Annotated in this window: 21 protein-coding genes; 5 read left to right on the top strand and 16 right to left on the bottom strand. The window is 51.1% G+C overall.

Going from position 1 to position 24721, the window contains the following annotated elements:
- Window positions 1-2: 2 nt before the first annotated feature.
- From uvrC to ACX4JR_RS14615, 4 genes are all read right to left on the bottom strand, one after another.
- Window positions 3-1865, bottom strand: a complete 1863-nt coding sequence (gene uvrC / locus ACX4JR_RS14600) for an excinuclease ABC subunit UvrC (RefSeq protein WP_476058742.1) — start codon at window positions 1863-1865, stop codon at window positions 3-5.
- Entirely contained in the window at window positions 1862-4777 is a 2916-nt protein-coding gene (gene uvrA, locus ACX4JR_RS14605) for an excinuclease ABC subunit UvrA (protein WP_476058743.1), read from the bottom strand. Before uvrA ends, uvrC begins: the two co-directional genes overlap by 4 nt.
- A gap of 40 nt (window positions 4778-4817) precedes the next feature.
- On the bottom strand, window positions 4818-6824 hold the full coding sequence (uvrB, locus tag ACX4JR_RS14610) for an excinuclease ABC subunit UvrB (protein ID WP_476058744.1): 2007 nt from the start codon (window positions 6822-6824) through the stop codon (window positions 4818-4820).
- Window positions 6825-7108: 284 nt separating this feature from the next.
- Window positions 7109-8464, bottom strand: coding sequence for a sugar ABC transporter substrate-binding protein (locus ACX4JR_RS14615; RefSeq protein WP_476058745.1), 1356 nt, complete (start codon window positions 8462-8464; stop codon window positions 7109-7111).
- A gap of 109 nt (window positions 8465-8573) precedes the next feature.
- On the opposite strand from ACX4JR_RS14615, the gene ACX4JR_RS14620 reads away from it, so the two are divergent.
- Together ACX4JR_RS14620 and ACX4JR_RS14625 are read left to right on the top strand one after the other, a co-directional pair.
- Window positions 8574-8903, top strand: a complete 330-nt coding sequence (locus ACX4JR_RS14620; protein WP_476058746.1) for a DUF2508 family protein — start codon at window positions 8574-8576, stop codon at window positions 8901-8903.
- Window positions 8899-9096, top strand: coding sequence for a hypothetical protein (locus ACX4JR_RS14625; protein WP_476060579.1), 198 nt, complete (start codon window positions 8899-8901; stop codon window positions 9094-9096). Before ACX4JR_RS14620 ends, ACX4JR_RS14625 begins: the two co-directional genes overlap by 5 nt.
- Window positions 9097-9193: 97 nt before the next feature.
- On the opposite strand, the gene ACX4JR_RS14630 is transcribed toward ACX4JR_RS14625, so the two are convergent.
- The 5 genes from ACX4JR_RS14630 to ACX4JR_RS14650 form a co-directional block, all read right to left on the bottom strand.
- Window positions 9194-10591, bottom strand: a complete 1398-nt coding sequence (locus ACX4JR_RS14630; RefSeq protein WP_476058747.1) for a nucleoside recognition domain-containing protein — start codon at window positions 10589-10591, stop codon at window positions 9194-9196.
- Window positions 10588-11361, bottom strand: coding sequence for a FeoB small GTPase domain-containing protein (locus tag ACX4JR_RS14635; RefSeq protein WP_476058748.1), 774 nt, complete (start codon window positions 11359-11361; stop codon window positions 10588-10590). The genes ACX4JR_RS14630 and ACX4JR_RS14635 overlap by 4 nt, the downstream gene beginning before the upstream one ends.
- 17 nt (window positions 11362-11378) lie before the next feature.
- Window positions 11379-11621, bottom strand: a complete 243-nt coding sequence (locus ACX4JR_RS14640; protein ID WP_476058749.1) for a FeoA family protein — start codon at window positions 11619-11621, stop codon at window positions 11379-11381.
- 150 nt (window positions 11622-11771) lie between these two features.
- Window positions 11772-12221, bottom strand: coding sequence for an iron dependent repressor, metal binding and dimerization domain protein (locus tag ACX4JR_RS14645; RefSeq protein WP_476058750.1), 450 nt, complete (start codon window positions 12219-12221; stop codon window positions 11772-11774).
- Window positions 12222-12351: 130 nt separating this feature from the next.
- Complete coding sequence (locus ACX4JR_RS14650; RefSeq protein WP_476058751.1) at window positions 12352-12543, bottom strand: CooT family nickel-binding protein; 192 nt, start codon at window positions 12541-12543, stop codon at window positions 12352-12354.
- Between the two features lie 438 nt (window positions 12544-12981).
- Here ACX4JR_RS14650 and ACX4JR_RS14655 point away from each other — a divergent pair, with 438 nt between their 5' ends.
- The 3 genes from ACX4JR_RS14655 (at window position 12982) to ACX4JR_RS14665 (ending at window position 17369) form a co-directional block, all read left to right on the top strand.
- A complete protein-coding gene (locus tag ACX4JR_RS14655) occupies window positions 12982-14727 on the top strand; it encodes a sigma 54-interacting transcriptional regulator (RefSeq protein ID WP_476058752.1) in 1746 nt (581 codons plus the stop codon).
- A gap of 260 nt (window positions 14728-14987) precedes the next feature.
- Window positions 14988-16280: a hydroxylamine reductase gene (hcp, locus tag ACX4JR_RS14660; protein WP_476058753.1), complete on the top strand. Its 1293-nt coding sequence runs from the start codon at window positions 14988-14990 to the stop codon at window positions 16278-16280.
- A gap of 324 nt (window positions 16281-16604) precedes the next feature.
- The gene (locus ACX4JR_RS14665; RefSeq protein WP_476058754.1) at window positions 16605-17369 is read left to right on the top strand and encodes an ATP-binding protein; all 765 of its coding nucleotides are present in this window, start codon (window positions 16605-16607) and stop codon (window positions 17367-17369) included.
- A 162-nt stretch (window positions 17370-17531) separates the two neighbouring features.
- On the opposite strand, the gene ACX4JR_RS14670 is transcribed toward ACX4JR_RS14665, so the two are convergent.
- The 7 genes from ACX4JR_RS14670 to ACX4JR_RS14700 all read right to left on the bottom strand — a co-directional run bounded on the left by ACX4JR_RS14670 (window position 17532) and on the right by ACX4JR_RS14700 (window position 24707).
- On the bottom strand, window positions 17532-18782 hold the full coding sequence (locus ACX4JR_RS14670) for a PDZ domain-containing protein (protein WP_476058755.1): 1251 nt from the start codon (window positions 18780-18782) through the stop codon (window positions 17532-17534).
- Between the two features lie 35 nt (window positions 18783-18817).
- Window positions 18818-19963 (bottom strand): S41 family peptidase, encoded by a 1146-nt coding sequence (locus ACX4JR_RS14675; RefSeq protein WP_476058756.1) that lies wholly within the window; start codon window positions 19961-19963, stop codon window positions 18818-18820.
- Window positions 19964-20094: 131 nt separating this feature from the next.
- Window positions 20095-21213 (bottom strand): murein hydrolase activator EnvC family protein, encoded by a 1119-nt coding sequence (locus ACX4JR_RS14680; protein ID WP_476058757.1) that lies wholly within the window; start codon window positions 21211-21213, stop codon window positions 20095-20097.
- Window positions 21214-21256: 43 nt separating this feature from the next.
- Window positions 21257-22144, bottom strand: a complete 888-nt coding sequence (gene ftsX / locus ACX4JR_RS14685; protein ID WP_476058758.1) for a permease-like cell division protein FtsX — start codon at window positions 22142-22144, stop codon at window positions 21257-21259.
- Window positions 22134-22820, bottom strand: coding sequence for a cell division ATP-binding protein FtsE (gene ftsE / locus ACX4JR_RS14690; RefSeq protein ID WP_476058759.1), 687 nt, complete (start codon window positions 22818-22820; stop codon window positions 22134-22136). The genes ftsX and ftsE overlap by 11 nt, the downstream gene beginning before the upstream one ends.
- 104 nt (window positions 22821-22924) lie before the next feature.
- Window positions 22925-23866 (bottom strand): transketolase family protein, encoded by a 942-nt coding sequence (locus ACX4JR_RS14695; RefSeq protein WP_476058760.1) that lies wholly within the window; start codon window positions 23864-23866, stop codon window positions 22925-22927.
- Between the two features lie 22 nt (window positions 23867-23888).
- Window positions 23889-24707, bottom strand: a complete 819-nt coding sequence (locus ACX4JR_RS14700; RefSeq protein ID WP_476058761.1) for a transketolase — start codon at window positions 24705-24707, stop codon at window positions 23889-23891.
- Window positions 24708-24721 lie beyond the last annotated feature (14 nt).

Below are 24721 nucleotides of genomic sequence, written 5' to 3' on the forward strand. Positions count from 1 at the left end.
GTTTACCGCCCGGTCCGCCGGAAAAAATTATAAACCGCCTCGGCAGCCCGGCAATTCATGCCGGGAACCGCAGCCAGTTCTTTTATACTGGCCTTTTTAATTTCCTCTATGGTACCAAAGGCTTTCAACAATTCCCGGCGCCTTTTGGGCCCTATACCCTCCACCTCGTCCAGAAGGGAGCGCAAGGTCTTTTTATCTCGCACTTTGCGGTGATAAGTCACGGCAAAGCGGTGAGCTTCGTCCCGCAGCCGCTGCAGCAGGTGCAGGGCCCTTGAGCCCCCCGGCAACCTCACCGGTTCCGGTTTTCCCGGTATAAAAATTAATTCCTCCCCTTTAGCCAGCCCGAAAGCGGGAATGTAATCATAGCCTGTCTCCTGCATGGCAGATATTGCGGCTGAAAGCTGCCCCTTACCGCCGTCCACCAGCACCATCTGGGGCAGGCGGTAAAATTTTGCTTCTTTGGTGGATAATTGACCGGTGTTAATCAATTCCTTTTCCTCTTTGGCCCTGGTAAAACGGCGTTTTATAACTTCTCGCATAGCCGCGTAATCATCGGCCCCTTCTACGGTTTTTATCTTAAACTTGCGGTACTGGCCCCTGGCCGGCCTGCCTCCCTCGAAAACAACCATGGAGGCAACGGCGCTGGTCCCCTGGATGTTGGAAATATCGTAACACTCCAGCCGCTCCGGAAATTCTTCCAGCTCCAGGGTCCCGGCCAATTCCTCCAGCGCCTCCCTCGTATCCTCCCGGCGAACAAGCCGGCCGGCCTCTTCTTCCTGCAGCACCAGCAGGGCATTTTTTCCAGCCATTTCCACCAGTTTCCTTTTCTCTCCCCGGCGGGGAACCCTTATATACACCTTACCGCCCCGGCGCTCCGAAAGCCACCGGGAGAGCAGATCTATTTCTTCTTCCAGCAACTCCTCCACCAGTATTTCCCGGGGAATAAATTCCGCCCGGTGGTAATATTGCTTGAGAAAAGAAGTAAGAATTTCAGCCCGCTCCAGGTGTTCCGTTCCGTCCAGAATAAAGTGGTCCCGCCCGATGAGCTTTCCCCCCCGGATAAAAAACACCATAACGCATACCGCCGACGTGCCCCGTCCCATGGCCACCACATCCTGGTCCTCCTGCCCCGAGGAAAGTACCTTTTGCTTTTCCACCACTTCCTCAACCGCCCGCAGCTGGTCCCTTATCTCCGCTGCCTTTTCAAACTCCAGGTTTTCCGCAGCCTTTTCCATGCGGGCCTTCAGGTTTTTAATTACTTCTTCCTGCCGGCCTTCCAAAAACAGTACCACCTGGTTAATCATTTCCCGGTATTCATCTTTATCCACCAGGCCGGAGCAGGGTCCCAGGCAGCGCTTTATATGGTAATTCAGGCACGGCCGGCCCTTGGGGGCCGGATTTTTCTGCTTGCAGGAGCGGAAAGGGAAAAGTTTTTTCAAAAGGCGCAGGGTTTCGTGCACCGCGCTCACCCTGGTATAGGGGCCGAAGTAACGGGCCCCGTCCTTTAAAAGTCGCCTGGTTATAAAAACCCGGGGAAATTCCTCGTTAAGGGTGACTTTCAAGAAAGGATAGCTCTTGTCATCCCGCAGGTAAACATTGTAGCGGGGGCGGTATTCCTTAATCAAGTTGGATTCCAGGATTAACGCCTCCACCTCGGTATCGGTGACTATATAGTCCAGGTCCGCCGCCCTATTCATCATGGCCCGCACCTTGGGGATTTTTCCCGCTTCCTTGCGAAAGTAGCTGCGCACCCTGTTTTTCAGGGAAACGGCTTTGCCGACATAGATGACTTCCCCGTTTTTGTCCTTGAATAAATAAACGCCGGGCTTTTCCGGCAGGTAAGACAGTTTATCCTGTAACGTCACTTTATCACCCCCTTGAGGTGGTCCAACCCCGCCCCTGTGTCCCCCATTCCTCCAATGGTATCATCAGATAATGCTACCTTTAAAGAAAATTGGGCCTGCCCGGATTTGAGAACCTTCTTAAGATATTGGCCCGTATAGGAAGACGGGGTGGCAGCTACTTCTTCGGGAGTGCCGGCGACCACCACGGTTCCACCCCTGTCTCCCCCTTCAGGGCCTAAATCTATAACATAATCGGCTGTTTTAATAACGTCCAGGTTGTGCTCGATAACCACCACCGTGTCCCCGGCGTCAACCAAGCGGTGCAGCACGTTCAGCAGGCGGTGAATGTCGGCTGTGTGCAGCCCGGTGGTAGGCTCGTCCAGGATGTAAAAAGTCCTGCCGTTGGAGCGCCTTGACAGCTCGGTGGCCAATTTCACCCGCTGGGCCTCGCCCCCGGAAAGTTCCGGGGCTGGCTGGCCCAGCCGGATATATCCCAGGCCCACGTCCTGCAGGGTTTTCAACCTGCGGTGAATCTTGGGTATGTGCTTGAAGAATTCCACCGCCTGGTTTACAGTCATGTCCAGCACGTCGGCAATATTTTTGCCCTTGTAGGTTACCTCCAGGGTTTCCCGGTTATACCGGCGCCCCTTGCAGACCTCACAGGGGACGTAAACGTCAGGCAAAAAGTGCATTTCTATTTTTATAATGCCGTCCCCTCGGCAGGCCTCGCACCGCCCGCCCTTGACATTAAAGCTGAAGCGCCCGGGCTTGTAGCCCCGCACCCGGGACTCGGGAGTTTGGGCAAATAATTCCCGGATATCGTTAAAGACCCCGGTATAGGTGGCCGGGTTGGACCGCGGGGTGCGGCCGATGGGTGACTGGTCCACCTCGATGACTTTGTCCAGGTGCTCCAAGCCCCGGATTTCCCTGCACTCTCCTGGCTTTACCTTAGCCCCGTGCAGTTCCTGGACCAGCTTCTTGTATAAAACTTCGTTCACCAGGGTGCTCTTGCCGGATCCCGAAACCCCGGTTACACAAATAAAAGTTCCCAGGGGAAAATAAACGTCTATTTCCTTTAAATTATGGGCTTTAGCCCCGATTACTTCAATTCCCTTACCGTTTCCCGGCCTGCGCGCCGGCGGCACGGGAATAAATTTCTTCCCGCTAAGGTACTGTCCGGTCAGGGACCTGGGCTCGGCCATAATATCCTCCACCGTACCCTGGGCCACCACCCGGCCTCCCTCCACCCCGGCCCCCGGACCGATATCCACAATGTGATCGGCCATGCGAATGGTATCCTCGTCGTGCTCCACCACGATTAAAGTGTTTCCCACATCCCGCAGGTGCAATAATGTTTTCAGAAGCCGGTGATTGTCCCGCTGGTGCAGGCCGATACTGGGCTCATCCAGGATATACAGCACACCCGTAAGGCCGCTCCCTATTTGGGTGGCCAGGCGAATGCGCTGGGCCTCCCCTCCGGAAAGGGTTCCCGCCGCCCGGTCCAGGGTGAGGTAATCCAGGCCCACATTCACCAGGAAACCCAACCGCTCTTGTATTTCCTTGAGCACCTGGCGGCCTATAATTCTTTCCCGCCGGGTAAGCTCCAGGTTTTCCAAAAACTTACTGGCCTCCGACACCGGCATAGCGGTCACTTCGTTAATGGCCTTACCGCCCACCTTGACCGACAGGGCCTCGGGCCTCAGCCGGGCCCCCTTACAGGCCGGGCAGGGTCTGGTGCTCATATATTTCTCTATTTCTTCCCGCTGGTACTCGGATGTTGTTTCCCGGTAACGCCGGGCCAGGTTATTTATTACGCCCTCAAAGGGTGTGCGGTACCGGTGCCGGCGCCCGAAGGTATCCACAAGTTCCACGTCCACCGGCTCCCTGCCGGTGCCGTAAAGGATCTTGTCCAGGTCCCGGGGATCCATATCTTGCACAGGCACGTCCAAACTAAAGCTATATTTCCGGGCCACCGCTTCCAGGTAGCGGTAAGCGTTGGTGCTCTTTATCCAGCCCTCAATGGCCCCACCGGCAATGGACTTGCGGCGGTCGGGAATAATCAAATCCGGGTCCACTTCTTTCTTAATCCCCAAGCCGGTGCATGCGGGACACGCCCCGTAAGGGCTGTTAAAAGAAAACAGCCGGGGCGTAATTTCCGGCAAGCTGAAGCCGCAGTCGGCACAGGCAAAAAGTTCGCTGAAAAGTATTTCCTCCCCATCCACCACCGAGGCCACCGCCAGGCCGCCGCTGTGCTTCAGGGCCACTTCCAGGGAATCGGCCAGGCGCCGGGCGGAATTGGGGCGGATTATTATCCTGTCCACCACTATTTCAATGGTATGTTTTTTATTTTTATCCAGGGAAATTTCCTCGTTTACATCCATCACCCGGCCGTCCACCCGCACGCGAACAAAACCTTCCCGGCGAATTTCCTCCAAAACCTTTACGTGTGTGCCCTTTCTCCCCCTGACCACCGGGGCCAGGAGCTGTAGCCGGGTTCCCTCGGGGAGTTCCAGCAGGCGGTCCACCATTTGCTGCACCGTCTGCCTGGCAATGGGCCTGCCGCAGCCCGGGCAGTGCGGGCGCCCCACCCGGGCAAACAAAAGGCGAAGGTAATCATAGATTTCCGTTACCGTACCTACCGTGGAGCGGGGATTATGGGAAGTGGTTTTCTGGTCAATAGAAATGGCGGGGGAAAGGCCCTCTATATAATCCACATCGGGCTTATCCATCTGTCCTAAAAACTGGCGGGCATAGGCCGAAAGGGATTCCACGTAGCGCCGCTGCCCTTCGGCATAAATGGTATCAAAGGCCAGGGAAGATTTTCCGGAACCGGAAAGCCCGGTAATGACAACCAGCTTATTCCTGGGAATTTCCACGTCTATATTCTTAAGGTTGTGGACCCTTGCACCCTTTACTTTTATTTTTTCCAGCATTCTTCCTTCCTCCAGCTCATTATCTGAAACCGCATAAATTTTACCCTACGGAAGGCTCCACGTACTTACTCTTACCCCGCAGTTCCAGGCGCAGTTCGATAATCATATCCCGCAGCTGGGCGGCCTTCTCAAATTCCAGCTTGCGGGCAGATTGCTGCATTTCCTTTTCCAGCCGGGCTATTTGCTTCTTGATTTCTTTCTTAGTCAGCTTTTTATCGTGCTTGGTAACGTAAGGTACCTCCGGTTCGGCGGCCCGGGTGGCCTCGATTATTTCCCGCACCGCCTTTTTGACGGTTTGGGGAGTTATTCCGTGTTTTTTGTTAAATTCAATTTGCTTCTTGCGGCGGCGCTCGGTCTCCTTTATGGCCCGGTCCATGGAACCGGTAATCCTGTCGGCGTACATGATCACCTTCCCGTGGACGTTACGGGCCGCGCGGCCGATGGTCTGGATCAGCGAGCGCTCGGAGCGCAAATAGCCTTCCTTGTCGGCATCCAGTATGGCCACCAGGCTGACCTCGGGCAGGTCAAGGCCCTCCCGGAGGAGGTTGATGCCCACCAGCACGTCAAAGACGCCCAGGCGCAAATCCCGTATAATTTCCATGCGCTCAATGGTATTGATATCCGAGTGCATGTAGCGAACCTTGACGCCCATTTCCCGGAAATAATCGGTTAAATCCTCGGCCATCTTTTTGGTCAGTGTAGTCACCAAAACCCGTTCCCTGTTTTCCACCCGCTTTCTTATTTCCCCCAGCAGGTCATCAATTTGTCCTTCCGTCGGGCGCACTGAAATTTCAGGGTCAACCAGCCCGGTGGGCCGGATTATCTGCTCTACAACCTGGCTGCTTTGTTCCAGTTCATAATCCCCCGGAGTGGCGGATACATAGATTATCTGATTTATCCGCTGGACAAACTCCTCGAAGGTAAGAGGGCGGTTGTCAAAGGCCGACGGCAGCCTGAAACCGTATTCCACCAGCGCCTGCTTCCGGGAGCGGTCTCCCGCGTACATTGCCCGCAGCTGGGGTATGGCCACGTGCGATTCATCTACAAAAATTATAAAATCGTCCGGGAAATAATCCAGCAAGGTATACGGCGGCTCCCCCGGGGCTCTCCCAGTAAGGTGCCGGGAATAGTTCTCAATGCCCTGGCAATATCCCATTTCCCGCATCATTTCCATGTCGTACCGGGTACGTTGTTCCAATCGCTGGGCCTCCAGCAACTTGCCCTGCCTGTTGAGCTCGGCCAGCCGCTCTTCCAGTTCCTTCTCTATGGATTGCAGGGCGGCTTCCAGCCGCCCCCGGGATATGGCATAGTGACTGGCAGGGAAAATGGATACGTGCTGCCGCTCGCCAAGTATCTCGCCGGTCAGCACGTCAAACTCCACCAGGCGCTCCACTTCGTCGCCGAAAAAGTCCACCCGGATGGCGTGCTCGGCATTACCGGCGGGAAATATTTCCACCACGTCCCCCCGCACCCGGAACTTGCCCCGGGTAAAGTTCACGTCGTTGCGCTCGTACTGGATGTCCACCAGTTTCCTGAGCACGGCATCCCGGTCATAAGTTCCTCCCCGGCGCAGGGAAAGCACCAGAGTGCTGTATTCCTCGGGGTCGCCCAGCCCGTAAATACAGGACACGCTGGCCACGATAATAACGTCCCTGCGCTCAAACAGGGCACAAGTGGCCGAGTGGCGCAGCTTGTCTATTTCATCGTTAATGGAGGCATCCTTTTCAATGTAGGTGTCCGTTTGAGGCACATAGGCCTCGGGCTGATAATAATCATAATAGCTGACAAAATATTCAACCGCATTTTCAGGGAAGAACTCCTTAAACTCGCTGCAGAGCTGGGCAGCCAGGGTCTTATTGGGGGCCAGCACCAGGGTGGGGCGCTGTATCCTTTGAATCACCTGGGCCATAGTATAAGTTTTCCCGGTGCCGGTGGCCCCCAGCAGGGTTTGGTGCCGGTATCCCTTTTCGATACCGCTAACTAACTGCTCTATAGCCTGGGGCTGGTCCCCCCGGGGCTCGAAATTAGAATAAAGCTTGAACTCCACCGTATCACCTTCTGCCTAAAAAACACTGGAACAGGATAAAAAATATTGTATCCTGTTTTTAATTACAAAAACTTACATTACATTATAACATACAAGTGATATCCTCTCCCCAATGAATTTGGGAGAGGATATCACCGCTTTCGATAAAGCCTTACAACTTATTATATCAAAACATAAATACCTGCCGGTAAAGGCAGGTATTTATTCCACTTAAATTCGCACATTACATTCGCCCGCTGGCGATCATCAATATTTTTAAAAGCAGGTTACATATATTTCCCACTTTAACCTCCAGTTTGCCCGCCTTCCTGCTCCTTTCCTCGTTCTTCCACGCTTTCAATTTTCTTAATAGTTCCGTCTATCTTTACTTCCATAACCTTACCTTCCTGGGTGGTTATTTTAAGGGTGGTTCCCCCCTGGCCCTGCTGTCCCTGTTGCCCGCCGGCTTGTTGGTCCTGTTGACCGCCACTCTGCCCGCTTTGCCCGCCGCCCCGCTGCTGCCGCTCTTGCTGTTTCTTCAAACCTTTCCACCGGTTCTGGAGCAAATATATATTATTTCTGCCGATCAGGCGGACGGGGACGATTTTGGCCGGCACGTCGTAGTCTCCGTTTTGCACATAACGGTCAAATTGCCAGTACCCCTCTTTGGCCAGGGCGCCGGCAGCATCCAAAGCATACTGGCCCAGCATTTCGGGCATGGGGTCCACTTCACCGTCATGCTCCCCGCTCATCACCGCCTGGGAGGCCCTTTTATCCGCCCCGACACCTACCGTGATAACGTTCTTATCCATTCCGGCCTGCTTAAAAAATTGTACTGCCGCCATGGCCAGGGAACTATCATTGGCCAGAACCACATCCGGTTGCTTGTCGGAAGCCATGAGCTGCGAAAGGGTGGCCGTAGCCAGCGCCGGGTCCCAGCGGGGATGATCCTGCACCATCAATAGACTTAAATCCGGGTTGGCCTTGACGGCCTCCACATTTGCCGCCGTAATTTCCCGGGCGGCCCGATCCTTGTTATCACCCTGCAAAATCAATACTTTTAGGGGGCGGGACCGGGGAAGTTGGAAAGCCAGGGCAGGGTCTACGGCCCGGGTGACCTGGGCCGGATCCTGCTGACCTTGCTGCCTGCCGTCTGGCTGGCCCTGCTGCCTTTGTTGCCCGCCGCCTTGGGAGGCTAAAGTTAACGCTTCCTGGATAAAACGGACCTGCAGCTCACCAGCCCGGGTGTGATTGGAGGCTATGTAGCCGTCCACGGGAGTATTAACGGGTAAATTCTCCAGGGCCACAACCTTTATATTTTCCTGCTTTAATTTCTGCACCAGCCGGGGGGCTGATGCGGGATCAACAAATTGAATAACAGCTGCCTTAACCTTATCTTGGATCATTTTATCAATATGCTTTTCCTGCTCGGCAGGATCATTTCTGGCATCCATGAAAGTAATGTCCAGTTGCTCTTTTTTCCGGCGCTCTTGCATAATCTTTTTAATAATCCGGTTGCCGTCCCTGCTCATATCGGCCAGGCTCACGGCAATTTTGGTGGGAAAGGCAACAGGCTTCCTCTGCCCCCTCTCCGGACACCCGGCCAGAAATAAAAGAATAAGTACACTAATAGATAATATTACTAAGCGGTAGCGGCGCATGCATACACCCCCGACTTTACCTCTTTATCCTTATTTACATAGTATGGTATTTTTCGCACTTCTTAATGCCTGTCCGGCTGCATAAATATGTAATGCCGGAGGTGTAATTATGCTTTCTGCGCTGTTAAAAAAAATAGTGCAACTTTTCAGGCTTTTTCTGGACCGGCTTGGCCCGTTTAGAAAGAGGCCTACCGGTATCCTGGCAGAAATAGAGGAAGCACTTCGGGACTGGAGATGGGCCCGGGAGGCCATAAATTACGCTGACAGCGACATGATCGATTACGCCATTTACAACTTAAACGCTACCGAAAAACGTTTTACAGGCTTACTCAAAAAGGCCCGCGAAGCAGGCCTTACAGCCTGGACATTGAAAAGTTGCAACCCAAAACCGAAAGTGGGATTTAAAAAAACAGTATCAACACGGGAAAGAGAAAATTAAACTTTTACGTAATAGATACACAAAAACTTCAACCTTTACCCTGACCAACGCCACCCTCCCCTATATTATTGAACCAGCCCCAAAGGGTTACCGGAAAGCGGCGGAGGATAATCCCGCCCTGGCCAAGGGAATAAATACAGTGGGCAGCATGCTGATCTGTCGCCCGGTGGCGGAAGCATACAACCTTCCTTGATAACAGGTTGGAAGAAGCGCTATTAAGAATTTAAAAGAGTCTTCCCAAAACCAAAAAAAAAAGGCTGTTGACTGCATTTTTTATCAACAGCCTTTTTTTATACCAGTCCCAAACCCCGGGCCAAGTAATTGACAGTGATACACACCACCATGCCTACCGCCGTGGGGATAAGGGCGGCCGCGACTGTCCAGCGCCAGCTATGCTGTTCCCGCTGGATGGTAAAAAGAGTGGTGCCGCAGGGCCAGTGGCAAAGGGAAAACAGCATGGTACAGAGAGCCGTTAACCAGGTCCACCCGTGTTGGTCAACTAGAAGATGACGCAGAGCTGCCAAACTGTCCAGTTCCATTAGAGCGCTGCCGGAAACATAACTCATGATCAGGATGGGAAAAACAATTTCATTGGCCGGCAAGCCCAATATAAAGGCCAGCAAAATAAAACCATCCAGGCCCATGTACCTGGCAAAGGGATCCAGCCAGCCCGCTATAGTAGCCAGAATGTTGTTCTCCCCTACTGCAGTATTGGCCAGTATCCAGATTATGCCGCCGGCGGGAGCGGCAATAATCATCGCCCGGGCAAGCACAAATATGACCCGGTCAAGTATGGAGCGAACTATTACCTGACCAATCTGAGGCCTCCTGTAAGGCGGGAGTTCCAGCGTAAACGAAGAAGATTCCCCTCTTAACAGTGTTTTAGAAAGGAGCCAGGAAACAAATAAAGTGATGGCAATACCCAATACTACCAGGCCGGCTACCGCCAAAGTTGCCGCTGCGCTGCTGAGGGACCATGCCGCCGGCCCGCCGATAAAAATGGTAGCCAGGGCAATTAATGTGGGGAACCGGCCGTTGCACGGTACGAAAACATTGGTAAGGGTGGCAATCAGCCGCTCCCGGGGCGACTCGATGATGCGGCAAGCTATTACGCCCGCGGCATTACAGCCGAAACCCATACTCATGGTAAGAGCCTGCTTGCCGTGGGCACCGGCCTTTTTGAAGAAGCGGTCCAGGTTAAAAGCCACCCGGGGCAGATAGCCCGCGTCCTCCAGCAAGGTAAACAAGGGGAAGAAAATGGCCATGGGGGGCAGCATAACCGATACTACCCAGGCCAGCCCCCGGTAGACACCCAATACCAGGAAGCCGTGCAGCCAGGCCGGGGCACCAAGAACCGTAAAGAGTTCCGTTAGCCGGTTTTCTATCCAGAACAATCCTCCGGCCAGTAAAGTTGACGGGTAATTGGCACCCGCAATGGTCACCCACAATACCACCGATAATAGCCCAAACATTATAGGGAACCCCCAAACAGGGGAAGTTAATATATCGTCAATTTTGCGGTCCCAGTCAGTTCCCTTCTGCGTTTGGCAGCTTACGGCGCCGGCGGCAATATTTTCAGCTGCATTATAAATGCTCTTAACAATACTGTCCCGCATTTTATCCTGCCGCGGGCCGGTAATTTTCCTTGCTTCTTCCACCAGGGGGCCCAGAGGTGTTTGATAATTCATGCCAACACCTCCCGGGCCGCCTGAATTTGTTTATCGAAAAACTTCTCCAAGGCCCGGATCAAAGTTATGTCTCCTTCAAGCAAGCGCAGGGCTACCCAGCGGGAATTCAACTCCTCACCTAGTGCGGCCTTGATTTTAGGCTCTAATTGACATACGGCATCTTCTACTTCCGGGGTATACCGTACAAGCTTCGGTTTCGGCTTTATATGTCCCGATACCACTTTACTTGCAACATCCAATAACCGGGGTATACCTTCACCGCTGCGGGCTGCTGTTGCCACAACGGGTATACCCAATGCTTTACTTAATTTGTCGACATTAACGTAAATTTTTTTACGCCGGGCTTCATCAATTAGATTTACGCAAGCAATGACTTTTTCAGTAATTTCCATAACCTGCAGCACCAAATTTAAATTCCGCTCCAGGCACGTAGCGTCAACCACCACCACGGTGGCATCGGGCCTGGCAAAGCATATAAAATCTCTGGCCACCTGCTCTTCAACAGAATTGGCCAGTAGCGAATAGGTACCGGGCAAGTCAACCAAGGTATACTTCCGGCCTTCATGGATAAAGCTACCTTTGGTTTGCAATACTGTTTTGCCGGGCCAATTACCGGTATGCTGGCGCAAACCCGTTAAATTATTAAATAAAGTGCTTTTACCGGTATTGGGGTTTCCGGCCAGGGCAATTACAGGCTGGTTTTCAGAAACCGGTATATTAAATATCTCTCTTATGGCCAGTGTTCCGGTTGACCGGTAGGTTAATCCCATTGACATCCTCCTTATATTTAACCTTTGCAGTATCTTACCAGCACCTTACTGGATTCTTCTTTACGAAGGGCAATTATTGCCCCGCGAATTTTAAAAGCGATGGGATCACCCATGGGGCTGCGGCGTATCACCTCCACCCGGGTACCGGGCACCAATCCCAGATCCATTAACCTTTTCCGGGCTGGGCCTTCGGCCATAACTTTGCTTACCAGGGCAAAGGAGCCGTCGGGCATATTATTTAACGTTGTCGAGCCGGCCATTACAAGTCCTCCCCTACTTTTAGTGTTGATTAAGAATGTTAACGGCGTCTAACAACGCTGACAATAAGAATAATATGTTACTTTGTTCCCCTGTGTTACACGCCGGGAGCAGAAAAAAATAGGGAGCGGCAATTATCGCCATCTCCCCACCTATTCCTTATATTCATCCTTCAAGCCCAGGCCCTTTCTTTTCCGGTAACGGCAATGCTCTAAAAACTTCTCCCGGCACTCCTCGTTACTTTCTAAAAAATCCAGCAGATTTTCTATGGCCCTTATGGTAGGAAGGGTTAAATAGTGTTCCATAGCCTCTGCTTCCGCTTTTATGTCACACTGGGAATTTATAACTTTTAAAAACTTCTGCAATATATTGTTTCTGTCAACGAGAAATTTTCCCACCCTGCGCCCTTTCTCCGTCAGCACCAAATCTTTATATTTTTTATATATCAAATAATTTTTCTCGTGTAATTTACGGATAGCGTTATTAACCGAAGGCAGAGTCACATTCAGGCAGTCTGCAATATCACTAACCCTTACCACATTACTGTGCAATGAAAAGCGGTAGATTTCTTCCAGGTAATCTTCCAAACTTGGCGACAGCACGACGGCACCCCCTATTAATATTCCTGCGTATAACAATATTATGTTAATTCACCGGTTTAGTTTTAATTCAGTCAAGCATTTAAAGGACAAAAAAATGCCTGCCAAATTCAGGCAGGCATTTTACAGCCGGCTATTCTTCCTTTTCCAGAATAATCCTGTGATCCACCAGGGCCAATTCGGCAATCCTGGCCTTGATAATTTTACGGCGGCCAAAAATGTCTTCCAACATTAACCCGTCTTCATGGGGGATAACGCGGTCAACCATTTCCAAAAAGAGCTCCTCCTGGTCGCCCTTACGGATATATGCATTAGCCTCACACACGCTAACTTCACCTCCATAAATATATACACGGCCATACAGCTCCATGTAAAAAAAGCCAGGGATGTACACGCCCTTTAAGGACGGACCTCCGTGGCCCCAAATTTTCTGCCGTTATATTAAGCTGTATGACTTAAGCGGTGCCAGAACCTTCTTGGTTCTTTTACTCGATTATAGCCCCTGTTATTCAGCACTGTCAACGGCAATTTCTACAAAAATTAATTGGCAACAGTAAAGACTTCTATGAATGAACGTGACCGGATATAATGGAACCAAGATTTTGGACATGAAATTAAGGGGTCTTAAGATGCAAATGTCTGTTCGGAAATGCTTCTCACCTGAATTTAAAAGCAAAATTGTACTGATCTGACCAGGGCTGAACGCACAGCCCTGGTCGAGTGGGACAATCCTTAGGGTAAACTTTATTCAGAGGTGTTTATTATGCAGAAACACAAACTTTTATTTGTCGGGGAAAATAACTCCTGCCGCAGCCAGATGGCGGAAGGCTTTGCCCGGGCAATTGCACCGCCCGGTGTTAAAGTGGCGAGTGCGGGGTTAAACAAAAATAAAATAAATACCTATGCCGTAAAAGTAATGTTTGAAGCGGGAATCGACATATCCAAACATACTTCCAAAAGAATAAAAGACCTGGGCATTCAGCTGTTTGACGTGGTGGTTGTTCTCAGTGAAAAAGTAAAGGAAAAATATCCCGTATTTCAAGGTATTCCCGGTATGATCTTTTGGAACCTGCCCGACCCTGCAAAATTAAAAGAAAAAGATGAAAAAAAATTATTAGAAACTTTCAGACAAACTCGCGATGAAATAAAAAGGCTGGTGACTGATTTATTTAAAAACGGCTACTTTGAAGCCCTGGTTACCTTAAAAAATAATGCCGAACTCATTTTGAACAACCTTACTGAAGGAATAGTTGCCCATGACATGTACCGCAGAATATTTTACTTTAACAGCGGCGCTGAAAAAATTACCGGCTACAGCAGGGAAGAAGTCCTCGGCCGAGACTGCCATGATGTATTTCCGGGCAGTTTTTGCGGGGGAAAATGCTCTTTTCGTGAAAAGGGAGTATGCAGGCCGACCAATTCGTCCAACAATTATCCTTTAGACATTATCACCAGGGACGGGGAAAGAAAAAATATCGAAATGTCGGTAGTACCCATGAAGGACAATGACGGTCAAATGATTGGCATACTGGCTTCTTACCGTGATCAAACAAGGGTTCGGGAACTGGAAAGCAGGCTGGGTAAAATTCAGCAATTTGCCGGGATCATCGGCCGGGATCACAAAATGATTCAGATATTTGATCTAATACGCGAAGTTGCCAATACCCAGGTACCGGTTTTAATCCAAGGTGAAACCGGTACCGGCAAAGAACTGGTGGCGGCGGCAATCCACAATGAAAGCCTGCGGGCAGGCAAGCCTTTCGTACCCGTAAATTGCGGTGCCCTTCCCGAAGGAACGCTGGAAAGCGAGTTATTTGGCCACGTTAAGGGTGCATTTACAGGTGCAATCCGTGATAAAAAAGGGCGTTTTGAGCTGGCCGATGGGGGAACGATTTTTTTAGACGAGGTTGGAGAGTTACCCCTTTCTACTCAGGTTAAACTTCTACGTGTACTACAGGAAGGAACCTTTGAACGCGTCGGTGCCGAAAAGACCATCAAGGTGGACGTGCGCGTAATTAGCGCCACCAACCGTGATCTTAAAGAAATGATAGCAAAAGGAAAATTTCGTGAAGACCTGTATTACCGCCTCTGTGTTGTGCCGATAACACTACCGCCCTTACGGGAAAGAAAAAACGACATCCCTCTTCTCGCTCAATATTTTTTAAATAAATTTACTTTAGAGACTAACCACCGGGAAATATTTTTATCTGATAAAGCCCTTTCCGCCATGATGGACTATGACTGGCCCGGCAATGTACGCCAATTGGAAAATGCCATACAGTTTGCCCTGGTAAAATGCAGGGGAAAATTTATTAATTTGGAACACCTCCCCCCGGAAATATCTGAAGGACATAAAAATTTTATCAAAAGCCCCGCTCGTAAAACAAAGCTAAATGCAGAAGCCGTACAAAAAGCACTTTGGGAAGCCGGGGGAAATAAATCCAAGGCGGCCAAAATTCTCGGCGTGGGAAGGGCCACTCTTTACCGGTTTCTTCAAAATCAACATTAAAACTCAGTACTGTCTCATTGTCTCATCAATCTCATTTTTAAATGAGACACCCTTGTTAAAGATTTAAAAGAATGTTACCTCATTTTGTCTCACATCTTGTGAGACATTTTTTGTTTAAGCGGTGCTCGTAAAATTTAAAACCAGGGTGCGGTATTTCAAAAGAGCCCTAAAAAATCGGACCACGCACTTACAAAAGAATTTTTGTGGCACCACTTTTGCGTGTATTAATTTTTAAAATCAAATGAAAGGGGAAATGAATAATGTTTTGTTATCAGTGTTCACAGACTCCAGCGTCTGGCTGCACAAAAAAGGGCATATGCGGTAAAAACGAAGACTTGGCCGGCCTGCAGGATATCTTGATTACCGGCTTGAAGGGTGTTGCCGCTTATGCTTACCACGCCAGAGAACTCGGCCACTCGAATGCCGATGTGGACGACTTCATAAGTAAGGCCCTTTTCTCCACCCTAACAAATGTCAACTTTGACCTGCAGCGCATGGTAAAGCTGGTTCTCAAGTGCGGTGAGATAAACCTGAAAACCATGGCCTTGCTCGACAAGGCACACACGGAAAAATTCGGCGACCCGCAACCGACATCAGTTCCCACGGGAACTAAAGAAGGGCACGGCATACTGGTGTCCGGCCACGACCTGCTGGATCTCTACGAACTGCTCAAGCAAACCGAGGGTAAAGGAATTAATATTTACACCAACGGTGAGTTACTCCCGGCCCACGCCTACCCGGAACTTAAAAAATTCCCTCACCTGGTGGGGAACTGGGGAGGTTCGTGGGTTAAGCAAAAAGATGATTTCGAGGCATTTCCGGGCGCCATTGTGGCCACCACTAACTGCGTTTTAATTCCCAGGGAGTCGTATAAAGACCGCTTGTTTACCTCCGGCGTAGCCGGAGTGGAAGGGGTAACCCATATAGAAAATCGCGACTTTACACCCGTAATTGAAAAGGCCTTATCTCTGCCAAAGCTGCCTGAAAAACAAGGCCCGGCAATCACCACGGGCTTTCATCACAAGGCGGTACTCAGCCTGGCCGAAAAGATCACCGGAGCGGTTAAAGCAGGAAAGATCCGCCATTTCTTCCTGGTCGCCGGCTGCGATTCGCCTCTTAAAAACCATTCTTATTACACGGAATTCGTTAAGATAGTGCCGGAGGACTGCGTTATTTTAACTCTGGCCTGCGGCAAGTACCGATTTAACAACCTGGACATGGGAACAATTGACGGCATCCCCCGACTGATAGATATCGGTCAGTGCAACAACGCCTACTCGGCGGTACAAATTGCCACCGCGCTGGCCGAAGCATTTAAATGCAGCGTTAACGAGCTTCCTCTTTCCCTGGTGCTTTCCTGGTTTGAGCAAAAGGCGGTTGCCATACTGCTGACATTGTTCCACCTGGGCATTAAAAAGATTTATTTAGGACCGAGACCCCCGGCATTTATCACCCCGGGAGTACTCAAAATATTACAAGACGCTTTTGACCTAAAGCTTATTGATAAGCCTGAAGTTGATTTCGCTGAGATGCTTAACCAAAAACAGGTTTAAATCTACACTCCCCGCATTTTGTTTTAAATTACCCGCCTTAAAAAAAGGTGGTGGCTACATGTTTAGCAGGTGCCCGGGCTCAGCTGCCGACACGCCTACTCTAAAAATAAAGAAGTGTCCGGACTGCGGAGGAAAAGGTTGAAGTTTTTTCCAATGACGTGCGGGTAAAGTGCCACAAGTGCGGGTTCACGGTCTATAACGACATTGAGTCGTGCATACAGGTGTAAACATGCAAAGCAGTGTGTCGGCGAGGAATTATACAACAGGCTGATAAACGAAAGACAAGCAGCTGCTGACCCCTAAAAGAAAGGATGATAATCAATAATGATAAAAAGAAAAATTATTAAGATTAACGAAGAAAAATGCAACGGGTGCGGGCTTTGTCTTCCCGGCTGTCCGGAAGGAGCACTTCAGATCGTTGATGGAAAGGCAAAACTCGTCAAAGAAAGTTTTTGTGACGGCCTCGGGGCATGTATTGGCGAATGTCCCCAAGGTGCGCTGGCTATTGAAGAAAGAGAGGCAGAAAAGTACGACAAGGAAGGAGTAATCGCCCATCTCCGGGAAAAGTCGCCCGAACTTTTAGAAAAACACCTTCAGCACCTAAAGACCCATGAACACGAACTCCACCAGCACCATACTACCTTCTCCTGCCCTTCAGCCCAGGTAATGCACTGGAAAGACAAAGAAGAGGGAGAAGTTTCAGGGCTTAACCAGTGGCCGATCCAGCTTCACCTGGTTCCGCCTTCGGCGCCGTATTTTCAAAATGCAGATTTAGTCCTGGTTGCAGATTGTGTTCCTTTTGCCTACCCCAAACTTCATAACGACTACTTAAAAGGAAAAGCGATTGCCGTCGGCTGCCCAAAACTCAACGACAGTACCGCTTATGAAAGCAAAATCAAGCAGATAATACAAAATTCTAACTTAAATAGCTTAAAAGTCATCTACATGGAAGTTCCCTGCTGTTATGGCCTGGTACACATTACTAAAGAAGCCTTAAGGAAAAACGGCAAAGACATACCTTTAGAAACCGTCATGGTTGGAATTAAAGGTGAGATCAAGGAAGAAAATGCCCACCCAAAGATACGGTAAAACCTTCCGGATGAGATCTAGCTGAACCATTACAGAGTCCATTGGATGGAGAGAACAGACTGGTAGCCCCACGAACTGCAAACCCGCTGGCCGGTCTGCAGAACAGGCTGGAGTGTGGTTCGATTCCGACTTCTCCCCTCCAAATGGCCATTAACTGCCCCCTTACTTTCTTCCAGCCACCCTTTCCCAGAAGTTGCGCCACCAGCGCCCCAGGGGCCCGGCGGTTTCCAGTTCCATATAATTGCGCTCATTGCCCTCCGGTATGGGGAGAAGTCCCAGGGGTTGTCCGGGAGGGGGAGAAGGTACCAATTCCCTCCGGTAGGTACCGTCCTTCATGCTGATGTAACCCAACTCCACCGCCCACATCCAGTAGCTTAGCGCATATTCAAGTTGACTCCGGGTGTGTACCGGTATTCCGTTAATGGAAACCAATACATCACCGGAGCGAATTCCCGCCCGCCATGCACGGCTCCCCGGAATCACGTCCAGCACCCGCAGGCCTTCCGGGTGGGGCGCGTAAAGGGGGGCCCCGGCAAACTCCATCTTTCGCCCCAGGTGAATCACCGTTTCATGTCCCAGGGGAGAAAATATTGCCGCTGCCAGGGCGATTATCCCTGAGGCCTCGGATACTACCGCCAAAACCAGTAGAATTATGCTGTACCCGGCCAGAAAAACCGAGGATAATTTACTTTTTTCCCGGGGAGTTCTGGCAATAGCCAGGTCACCGTAACCCAGCCCCGCCACCACCGCAATCAATGCATACACCAGGTTTTCAGGATCTCCGGCCACTCCCGGCTTTAAAAGGGGCCACCATTCAGGCATATTTACACCCTGGCCCGCAGCACCTCCGGCTCCCACCACCGCCAGGGCCACTATGGGGATGGGCCAGAATTTCTGCAAAGTAAAGCCGCCCACCACATTGCCCCGGCGGTCCTTAAAATACGCAGGAACGGCCCCCAGGTGGCCGCTTACCAAAATAAGAAGGCTTTCCACCATGTGTAAAATGGCCACCAGGGCAAGCACCTGGGGAATATTTACGGGAGGGAAACCGAAAAGCAGCTTGCTCAGGGCCAGGATACCCCCGGCATAGGCAAAGCACAAAAACCTTGCGTTGATAAGCATCAGTAATATGGCCACCGGCCAGAGATATACAAGCCCGGACTCATTCAGGGTAAGCCCGACAACCACCATAAGAACGCTGCCCAAAATCCCTCCGGCCAGGCCGAAACCCGTGGCTGTTACCACATCCCTCCAGACCCCGCCGGCCTTAATACCGAAAAAATCTTCCTTTATGGAAGCCATGCGCCGGTATTGCAGGGCAACCAGAGCCACAACCAGCCAGAAAATGGGCTGGGTCAGCATGGTTAACATTTTTATTAAAATCATGGGAATTACCTGGCCAAAAGGAAACACCGTTTCACCCCATCAAAAATACAGATGTTGGAAGCTTAACCCTTAAGAATATCAATTGCTTTTTGTAGCTGTAAATCCTTCCCACTTTGCAGGTTTTGCTCGACAATAATATCCGGCCTGATACCCTTTTTATGAATATTGTGGCCGCCGGGAGTGAGATAGCGGGCCGTGGTAAGCTTTAAAGCGGCGCCGTTATCCAGGGGAAATACGGTCTGCACTATTCCCTTGCCAAAGGTAGTGGTACCTACCAATTTCCCGGAACCAGTATCTTTAATGGCCCCGGCTACAATTTCCGCCGCACTGGCACTGTTTCCGTTAACCAGCACCACCAGCGGTATATCCAGGTACTTATCGTCGGCCTTATAAGTATAATCCTTGCCCTTACGGTAATCCACATGTACTATTGGCCCTTCGGGAACAAACTTGTCGGCCACATCCTTGGCAGCCAAAAGTTCCCCGCCGGGATTGTTTCGCAAGTCCAGGATTAAGGCTTTCATTCCCTGATCTTTTAATTGAGCCAGGGTTTCTTCCAGTTCTCCCGCAGTTTTCTCGTTAAACTGAGTAATGGCCACGTGGGCTATTGATGTCCCTTCAATCATGCGCCCTTCCACTGTAGGCACGCTGATTTCTTCCCTCACCAGGGTGACCTTCAGGGGCTTTTCCCGCCCCTCCCGGAGTAAAGAAAGGGTAATACGGGTGCCAACCGGGCCGCGCATAATCCCCACCGCAGTTTCCAGGTCCATACCCCGGGCATCCTTACCGTCAATGGATACTATTTTATCACCGGCCCTTATTCCCGCCTTTGCCGCCGGCGTATCCTCAAAGGCTCTTATCACGGTAAGGTAATTGTCCGTCACCCCCACCAGTATACCCAGCCCGCCAAAGGTCCCGCGAATTTGTTCCTGCAAATGGGCATAGGTTTCGGGATCGAGATAAGCGGAGTAAGGGTCTTCCAGAGACTCCACCATTCCTTTAATAGCCCCGTCCACCAGAGTTGTAGTGTTCACCGGCTCCAGGTATTGAGACCTGACCAGGGAATATACCTTAATAAAATTACCTAAATGCTTATAATTGGTGGCAAGCACCCCGCCGGCAAAAAAAACGCCGAAAAACAAAAGTAGGGCCACCACGGCAAACAGCCAATATATACCCCCGCGCCGCCATCCATAAGGGCTTCTCATTTTTCTGTTAACACCTGCCATCCCGTTTTGTCTACATACGCCTATTATACTACTTAAAAGTGCCGTAAATTACAATTATAAAACGAATAAAAAAGCCCGCACCGGCGGACATAAAAGGAAATAAAACACTCCTACATATAATTGCGCGGGTTTACAGGGTTACCGTTTTCTCGTACTTCGAAGTGCAGGTGGGGCCCGGTGGACATTCCCGTGCTTCCTACTTTGGCGATGGTTTGACCGGCTTCCACCCACTGCCCGTAACCCACAAGCTGGGAAGAAAGGTGAGCATAAAGGGAGGTTAAGCCGCCGCCGTGGTCAATCATCACTACTTTCCCGTAGCCGCGCATGGTAGTGACACTGATAACTTTACCGCTCTGGGCGGCCACCACCTTTGCCCCCCACGGTGCCGCAATGTCCATACCCGTATGTAACTTCCTGATTCCAAGTATAGGATGTATGCGGTATCCAAAGGGTGAAGTCACAGTCGTATGTCCGGGAACGGGCCATAGGAAAGCACCGGATACCCGGGGCATATTCCCGTCACTGTTTCTCTGGGCGATACGGCGCAAAATTTCTTCTTCTTCCTGCTCCAGCCTGCGCACCTCGGCCTGATAGCGGGCAAGGTCCTCCTTTGCGGATACCAGAAGCTGGCGCCTGGCCTCGCTCCGGGCAGCCAATTCCTTCCTTGCAATATCCTGCCGCCTGATAAGGGCTGCTATGCGGTCACGCTGCTCTTCCAGGCTTTTCTTTTTGTTTTCCAGCTCGTCCCTTTGTTTTTGACACTCCGCTATAAGTTCCGCATCCCGGGCTACCACCCATTTGAGCATTTCATACCGGTTCAAAAAATCACTGAAGTCCCGTGCACCCAATAAAACCTCCAGATAACTTACCGGGCCGTTCTCATACATTGCCCGCACCCTCTGGCGCAGTACTTTATCGTTTTTCTCCAGCTCGGCCTCGGCTTTTTCCAATTCTTTTTCCGTAGAGCGCAGGTCCGCCAGGGCCCTGTCAAGCTTAAAGCTGAGCTCCCTTATCTCGCGCTCCTTTTCATTTATCCTTTTATTCAACATGGCCAGCTGGGCCGTATAACTGGAAACTTCTTGCTTCTGCCTGCGTACTTCCTCCCGCTTGCGGTTAAGCTCAGAGCGCGTTTGTTTTAAAAGGTCGTCCAAATCATCCCCATAGGCCAGTCCCAATCCCCCGCCCATAACGGCAATGGCCACTATCAAAAAGCATATTTTTTTTATCAAACGGGAACCCACCGCCATCCCCCCTGATAAAAGCTTTCAATCATCAAACCTTTAAAAATCTCCTGACCGAAATGGCGCTTCCCAGGGCGCCTATAAAAAGCCCTAGAATCACCAGCCCGGTTAGGGTATAATTTATGGTTTTCGGGTCATTAATTAATTGCATAAACGGTAAAATCGAATTTATTTTTGTTACCAGGGAATGATAGCCAAAATATATTACTCCTGCCGTAATTAACCCTCCCAGCAGGCCCAGCACCATACCCTCCAGCAAAAAGGGCATGCGTATAAACCAGTTTGTGGCCCCCAGTACCCTCATGATGCCTATTTCCTGCTGGCGGGCAAAAACTGACATGCGAATGGTGGTAATTATAAGACATACCGCCGCCAGCCCGAGAAGAACCACCACGGCCACTCCCATAGTCCGGACCCAGCGGGAAATTACTAAAAGCTTTTCCACCACTTCGTGGCCGTAGCGCACCTTTTCCACGCCCTCAAGCTGCTCTATCTTTCGGGCTACCAAAGGTACCAGGGAAGTACTTAAGGTTTTGACCCGGAAAGAATCGGGTAGAGTATTATTTTCCTCCAGCCCGGCCAGAGCCTCCTGTTTTTCCCCGAAGCTCTCCTTCAATTCTTCCAGGGCTTGGTCACGGGATATAAATTTGACGCTTTCCACTCCTCCCAGGTATCTAATTTGCTCCCCGAGGTTTTCCAGCTCCTCTTCAGAAACACCGTTTTCCACAAATACGCTTATTTCAACGCTGGACTCCACGCGATCCGCCAGCTGGCGAACATTGAGCATTACCAGCACCGAACTGCCCAAAATGAAAAGGGAAATAATTATAGTACCTATTGAGGCCAGGGAAAGCCAGCTATTGCGGATAAGGGAATTAAAGGCCTCCCGCCAGTAATATCCAATGTTGTTAAAGTTCAACAGCCGGACGCCCCCTCTCCCCGTCCTGTATTAGCTTGCCGGCGGAAAGTACAATTACCCGCCGCTTCAGGGCATCTACTATATCCCAGGCGTGAGTGGCAATCAAAACAGTGGTTCCCCTGCGATTTACTTCCAGAAATAAATTTATTATGTCCCATGAAGTATCCGGGTCTAAATTCCCCGTCGGCTCATCGGCAATAATAAGGGGCGGCCTGTTAACTATGGCCCGGGCTATACAGGCCCTTTGCTGCTCGCCTCCGGAAAGCTGGGCGGGCAGCATATCTGCTTTATCCTCCAGCCCCACCATTTTCAGCACCGGGGGAACGGTCTTGCGAATTTCCTTCCGCCCCATCCCGGCAATTTGCAGGGCAAAGGCCACATTCTCAAAGACAGTCTTTTTGGGTAACAGGCGAAAATCCTGAAAAACCATGCCTATCTTACGACGCAACAAGGGAATTTCCTTACCCTTGTAGCGGGCAACATTTTTTCCGTTAAAAAGGATCTGGCCCCTGCTGGGCAGTTCCTCCCGGCAAATCAGCTTGATCAGGGTAGTTTTGCCGGCGCCGCTGGGACCCACCAGGAAGACAAATTCACCCTTGGAAATATGTAAGGTAATGTCATTTAGCGCCTTCACGCCATTGTCATATATTTTGGAAACATTATACATCTGGATCATTTCTTTCTACACCCCGGCTCATCATTTCGACACCCGGCGGGCAATTCCTCTTTTTAAAAACAAAAACCCCCATCGCAAGGGGGTTGAAGATAATGGTATTTACTTTAGCGCTTTCTTGCCAGTACATCTTTAACGGCGGAAACTATGTGAGAAGCCGTTAAGCCGTATTTTTCCATGAGCTCACCGGGTTTGCCCGACTCGCCGAAAACGTCGGGAATGCCCACCCGCATCAAAGGAACTGGAACACTTTCACCCAGCACCTCCGCCACGGCGCTGCCCAGGCCGCCGATAATACTGTGCTCCTCCGCGGTAACCACCGCACCGGTTTCCCTGGCGGCCTGGATTACCGCTGCCACATCCAGGGGCTTTATAGTGTGCATGTCCATCACGGCTGCTGAAATTCCTTCCCTTTCCAATTGGGCCGCTGCCTCCAGGGCCACGGATACCATGATTCCGCAGGCAATAACGGTAACATCCTTTCCGGAACGGAGCTTTATGGCCTTGCCGGGTACGAATTCCAAATCTTCCCCGTATATGACGGGAACCTTGGAACGGCCGAGCCTTATATAAACGGGGCCGTTTATTTCCGCCGCCGCCCGCACCGCTGCGGTGGTCGCGGGCCCGTCGGCGGGAACTAAAACGGTCATATTGGGCAAAACTCGCATAAGAGCAATATCTTCCAGGGCCTGGTGGGACGCCCCGTCCTCCCCTACGGTAATCCCGGCATGGCTGGCCCCTATTTTAACGTTCAGCCCGGGATAGCAAATACTTTGCCTTAGCTGGTCATACGCCCTGCCGGTAGCAAAGACAGCAAAAGAGCTGGCAAAGGGAATTTTACCGGCGGCAGCCAGCCCGGCTGCGGTACCCATCATATTTTGCTCCGCAATTCCCACATCAAAAAAGCGGTCCGGAAACTCTTTACCGAAATTAATGGTCTTGGTGGACTTGGCCAAATCAGCATCCAGAACCACCACGTCCTTATTCTCTTTGCCCAATTCCACAAGTGCTCTGCCATATGCCTCCCGAGTGGCTATTTTTTCGGTCATCGACAATCCTTCTCTCCTTTCTCTAGGCCAGTTCCTTTAAGGCCCGCTCCACCTCGCCGGCCTTGGGGGCCGCGCCGTGCCAGTCAACTTTATTTTCCATGAAGGAAACTCCTTTACCCTTGGTGGTTTCGGCAATAATCATGCTTGGAGTCCCCTTGACATTACGGCTGTATTCAACGGCGCTCAATATTTGCCTCATATCGTGCCCGTTAATTACCTGCACGTCCCAGCCGAAGGACTTCCACTTCTCTATCACCGGCTCGGGGGACATAACCTCCCGGACGGGCCCGTCTATCTGGAGGCCATTATAATCTAAAAAAACCGTTACGTTATCCAGCTTGTAATGCGCCGCGGCCATGGCAGCCTCCCAAATCTGGCCCTCCTGGATTTCCCCGTCACCCAGCAGCACATAAACCCGGTAATCCCTGCCGTCCAGCTTCCCAGCCAGGGCCATGCCATTGGCGGCGGAAAGCCCCTGGCCCAAGGAGCCTGTGGACATTTCCACCCCGGCCACCTTTCTCATATCCGGGTGTCCCTGCAGCGGGCTGCCCAGCTTGCGCAGGGTTTTCAATTCTTCCACCGGAAAATATCCTCTTTCGGCAAGGGCGGCATACAGTACCGGCGCCGCATGTCCTTTGGAAAGCACAAAGCGGTCCCTATCCGGCCAGTCCGGCTTCTGGGGGTCAATGCGCATAACTTGAAAATACAGGGCCGTAACTATATCTGCGGCTGAGAGCGACCCGCCGGGGTGCCCGGAGCCGGCCTCACCAACCATACTCACCACATGCCGGCGAATTTGCCTGGCTTTCTCTTCCAAAGTGGAAATGGTTTGCTCGTCCATCCCGCACCTCCGTT

The sequence above is a fragment of the Desulfofundulus sp. JL263-se genome, from assembly GCF_056316025.1.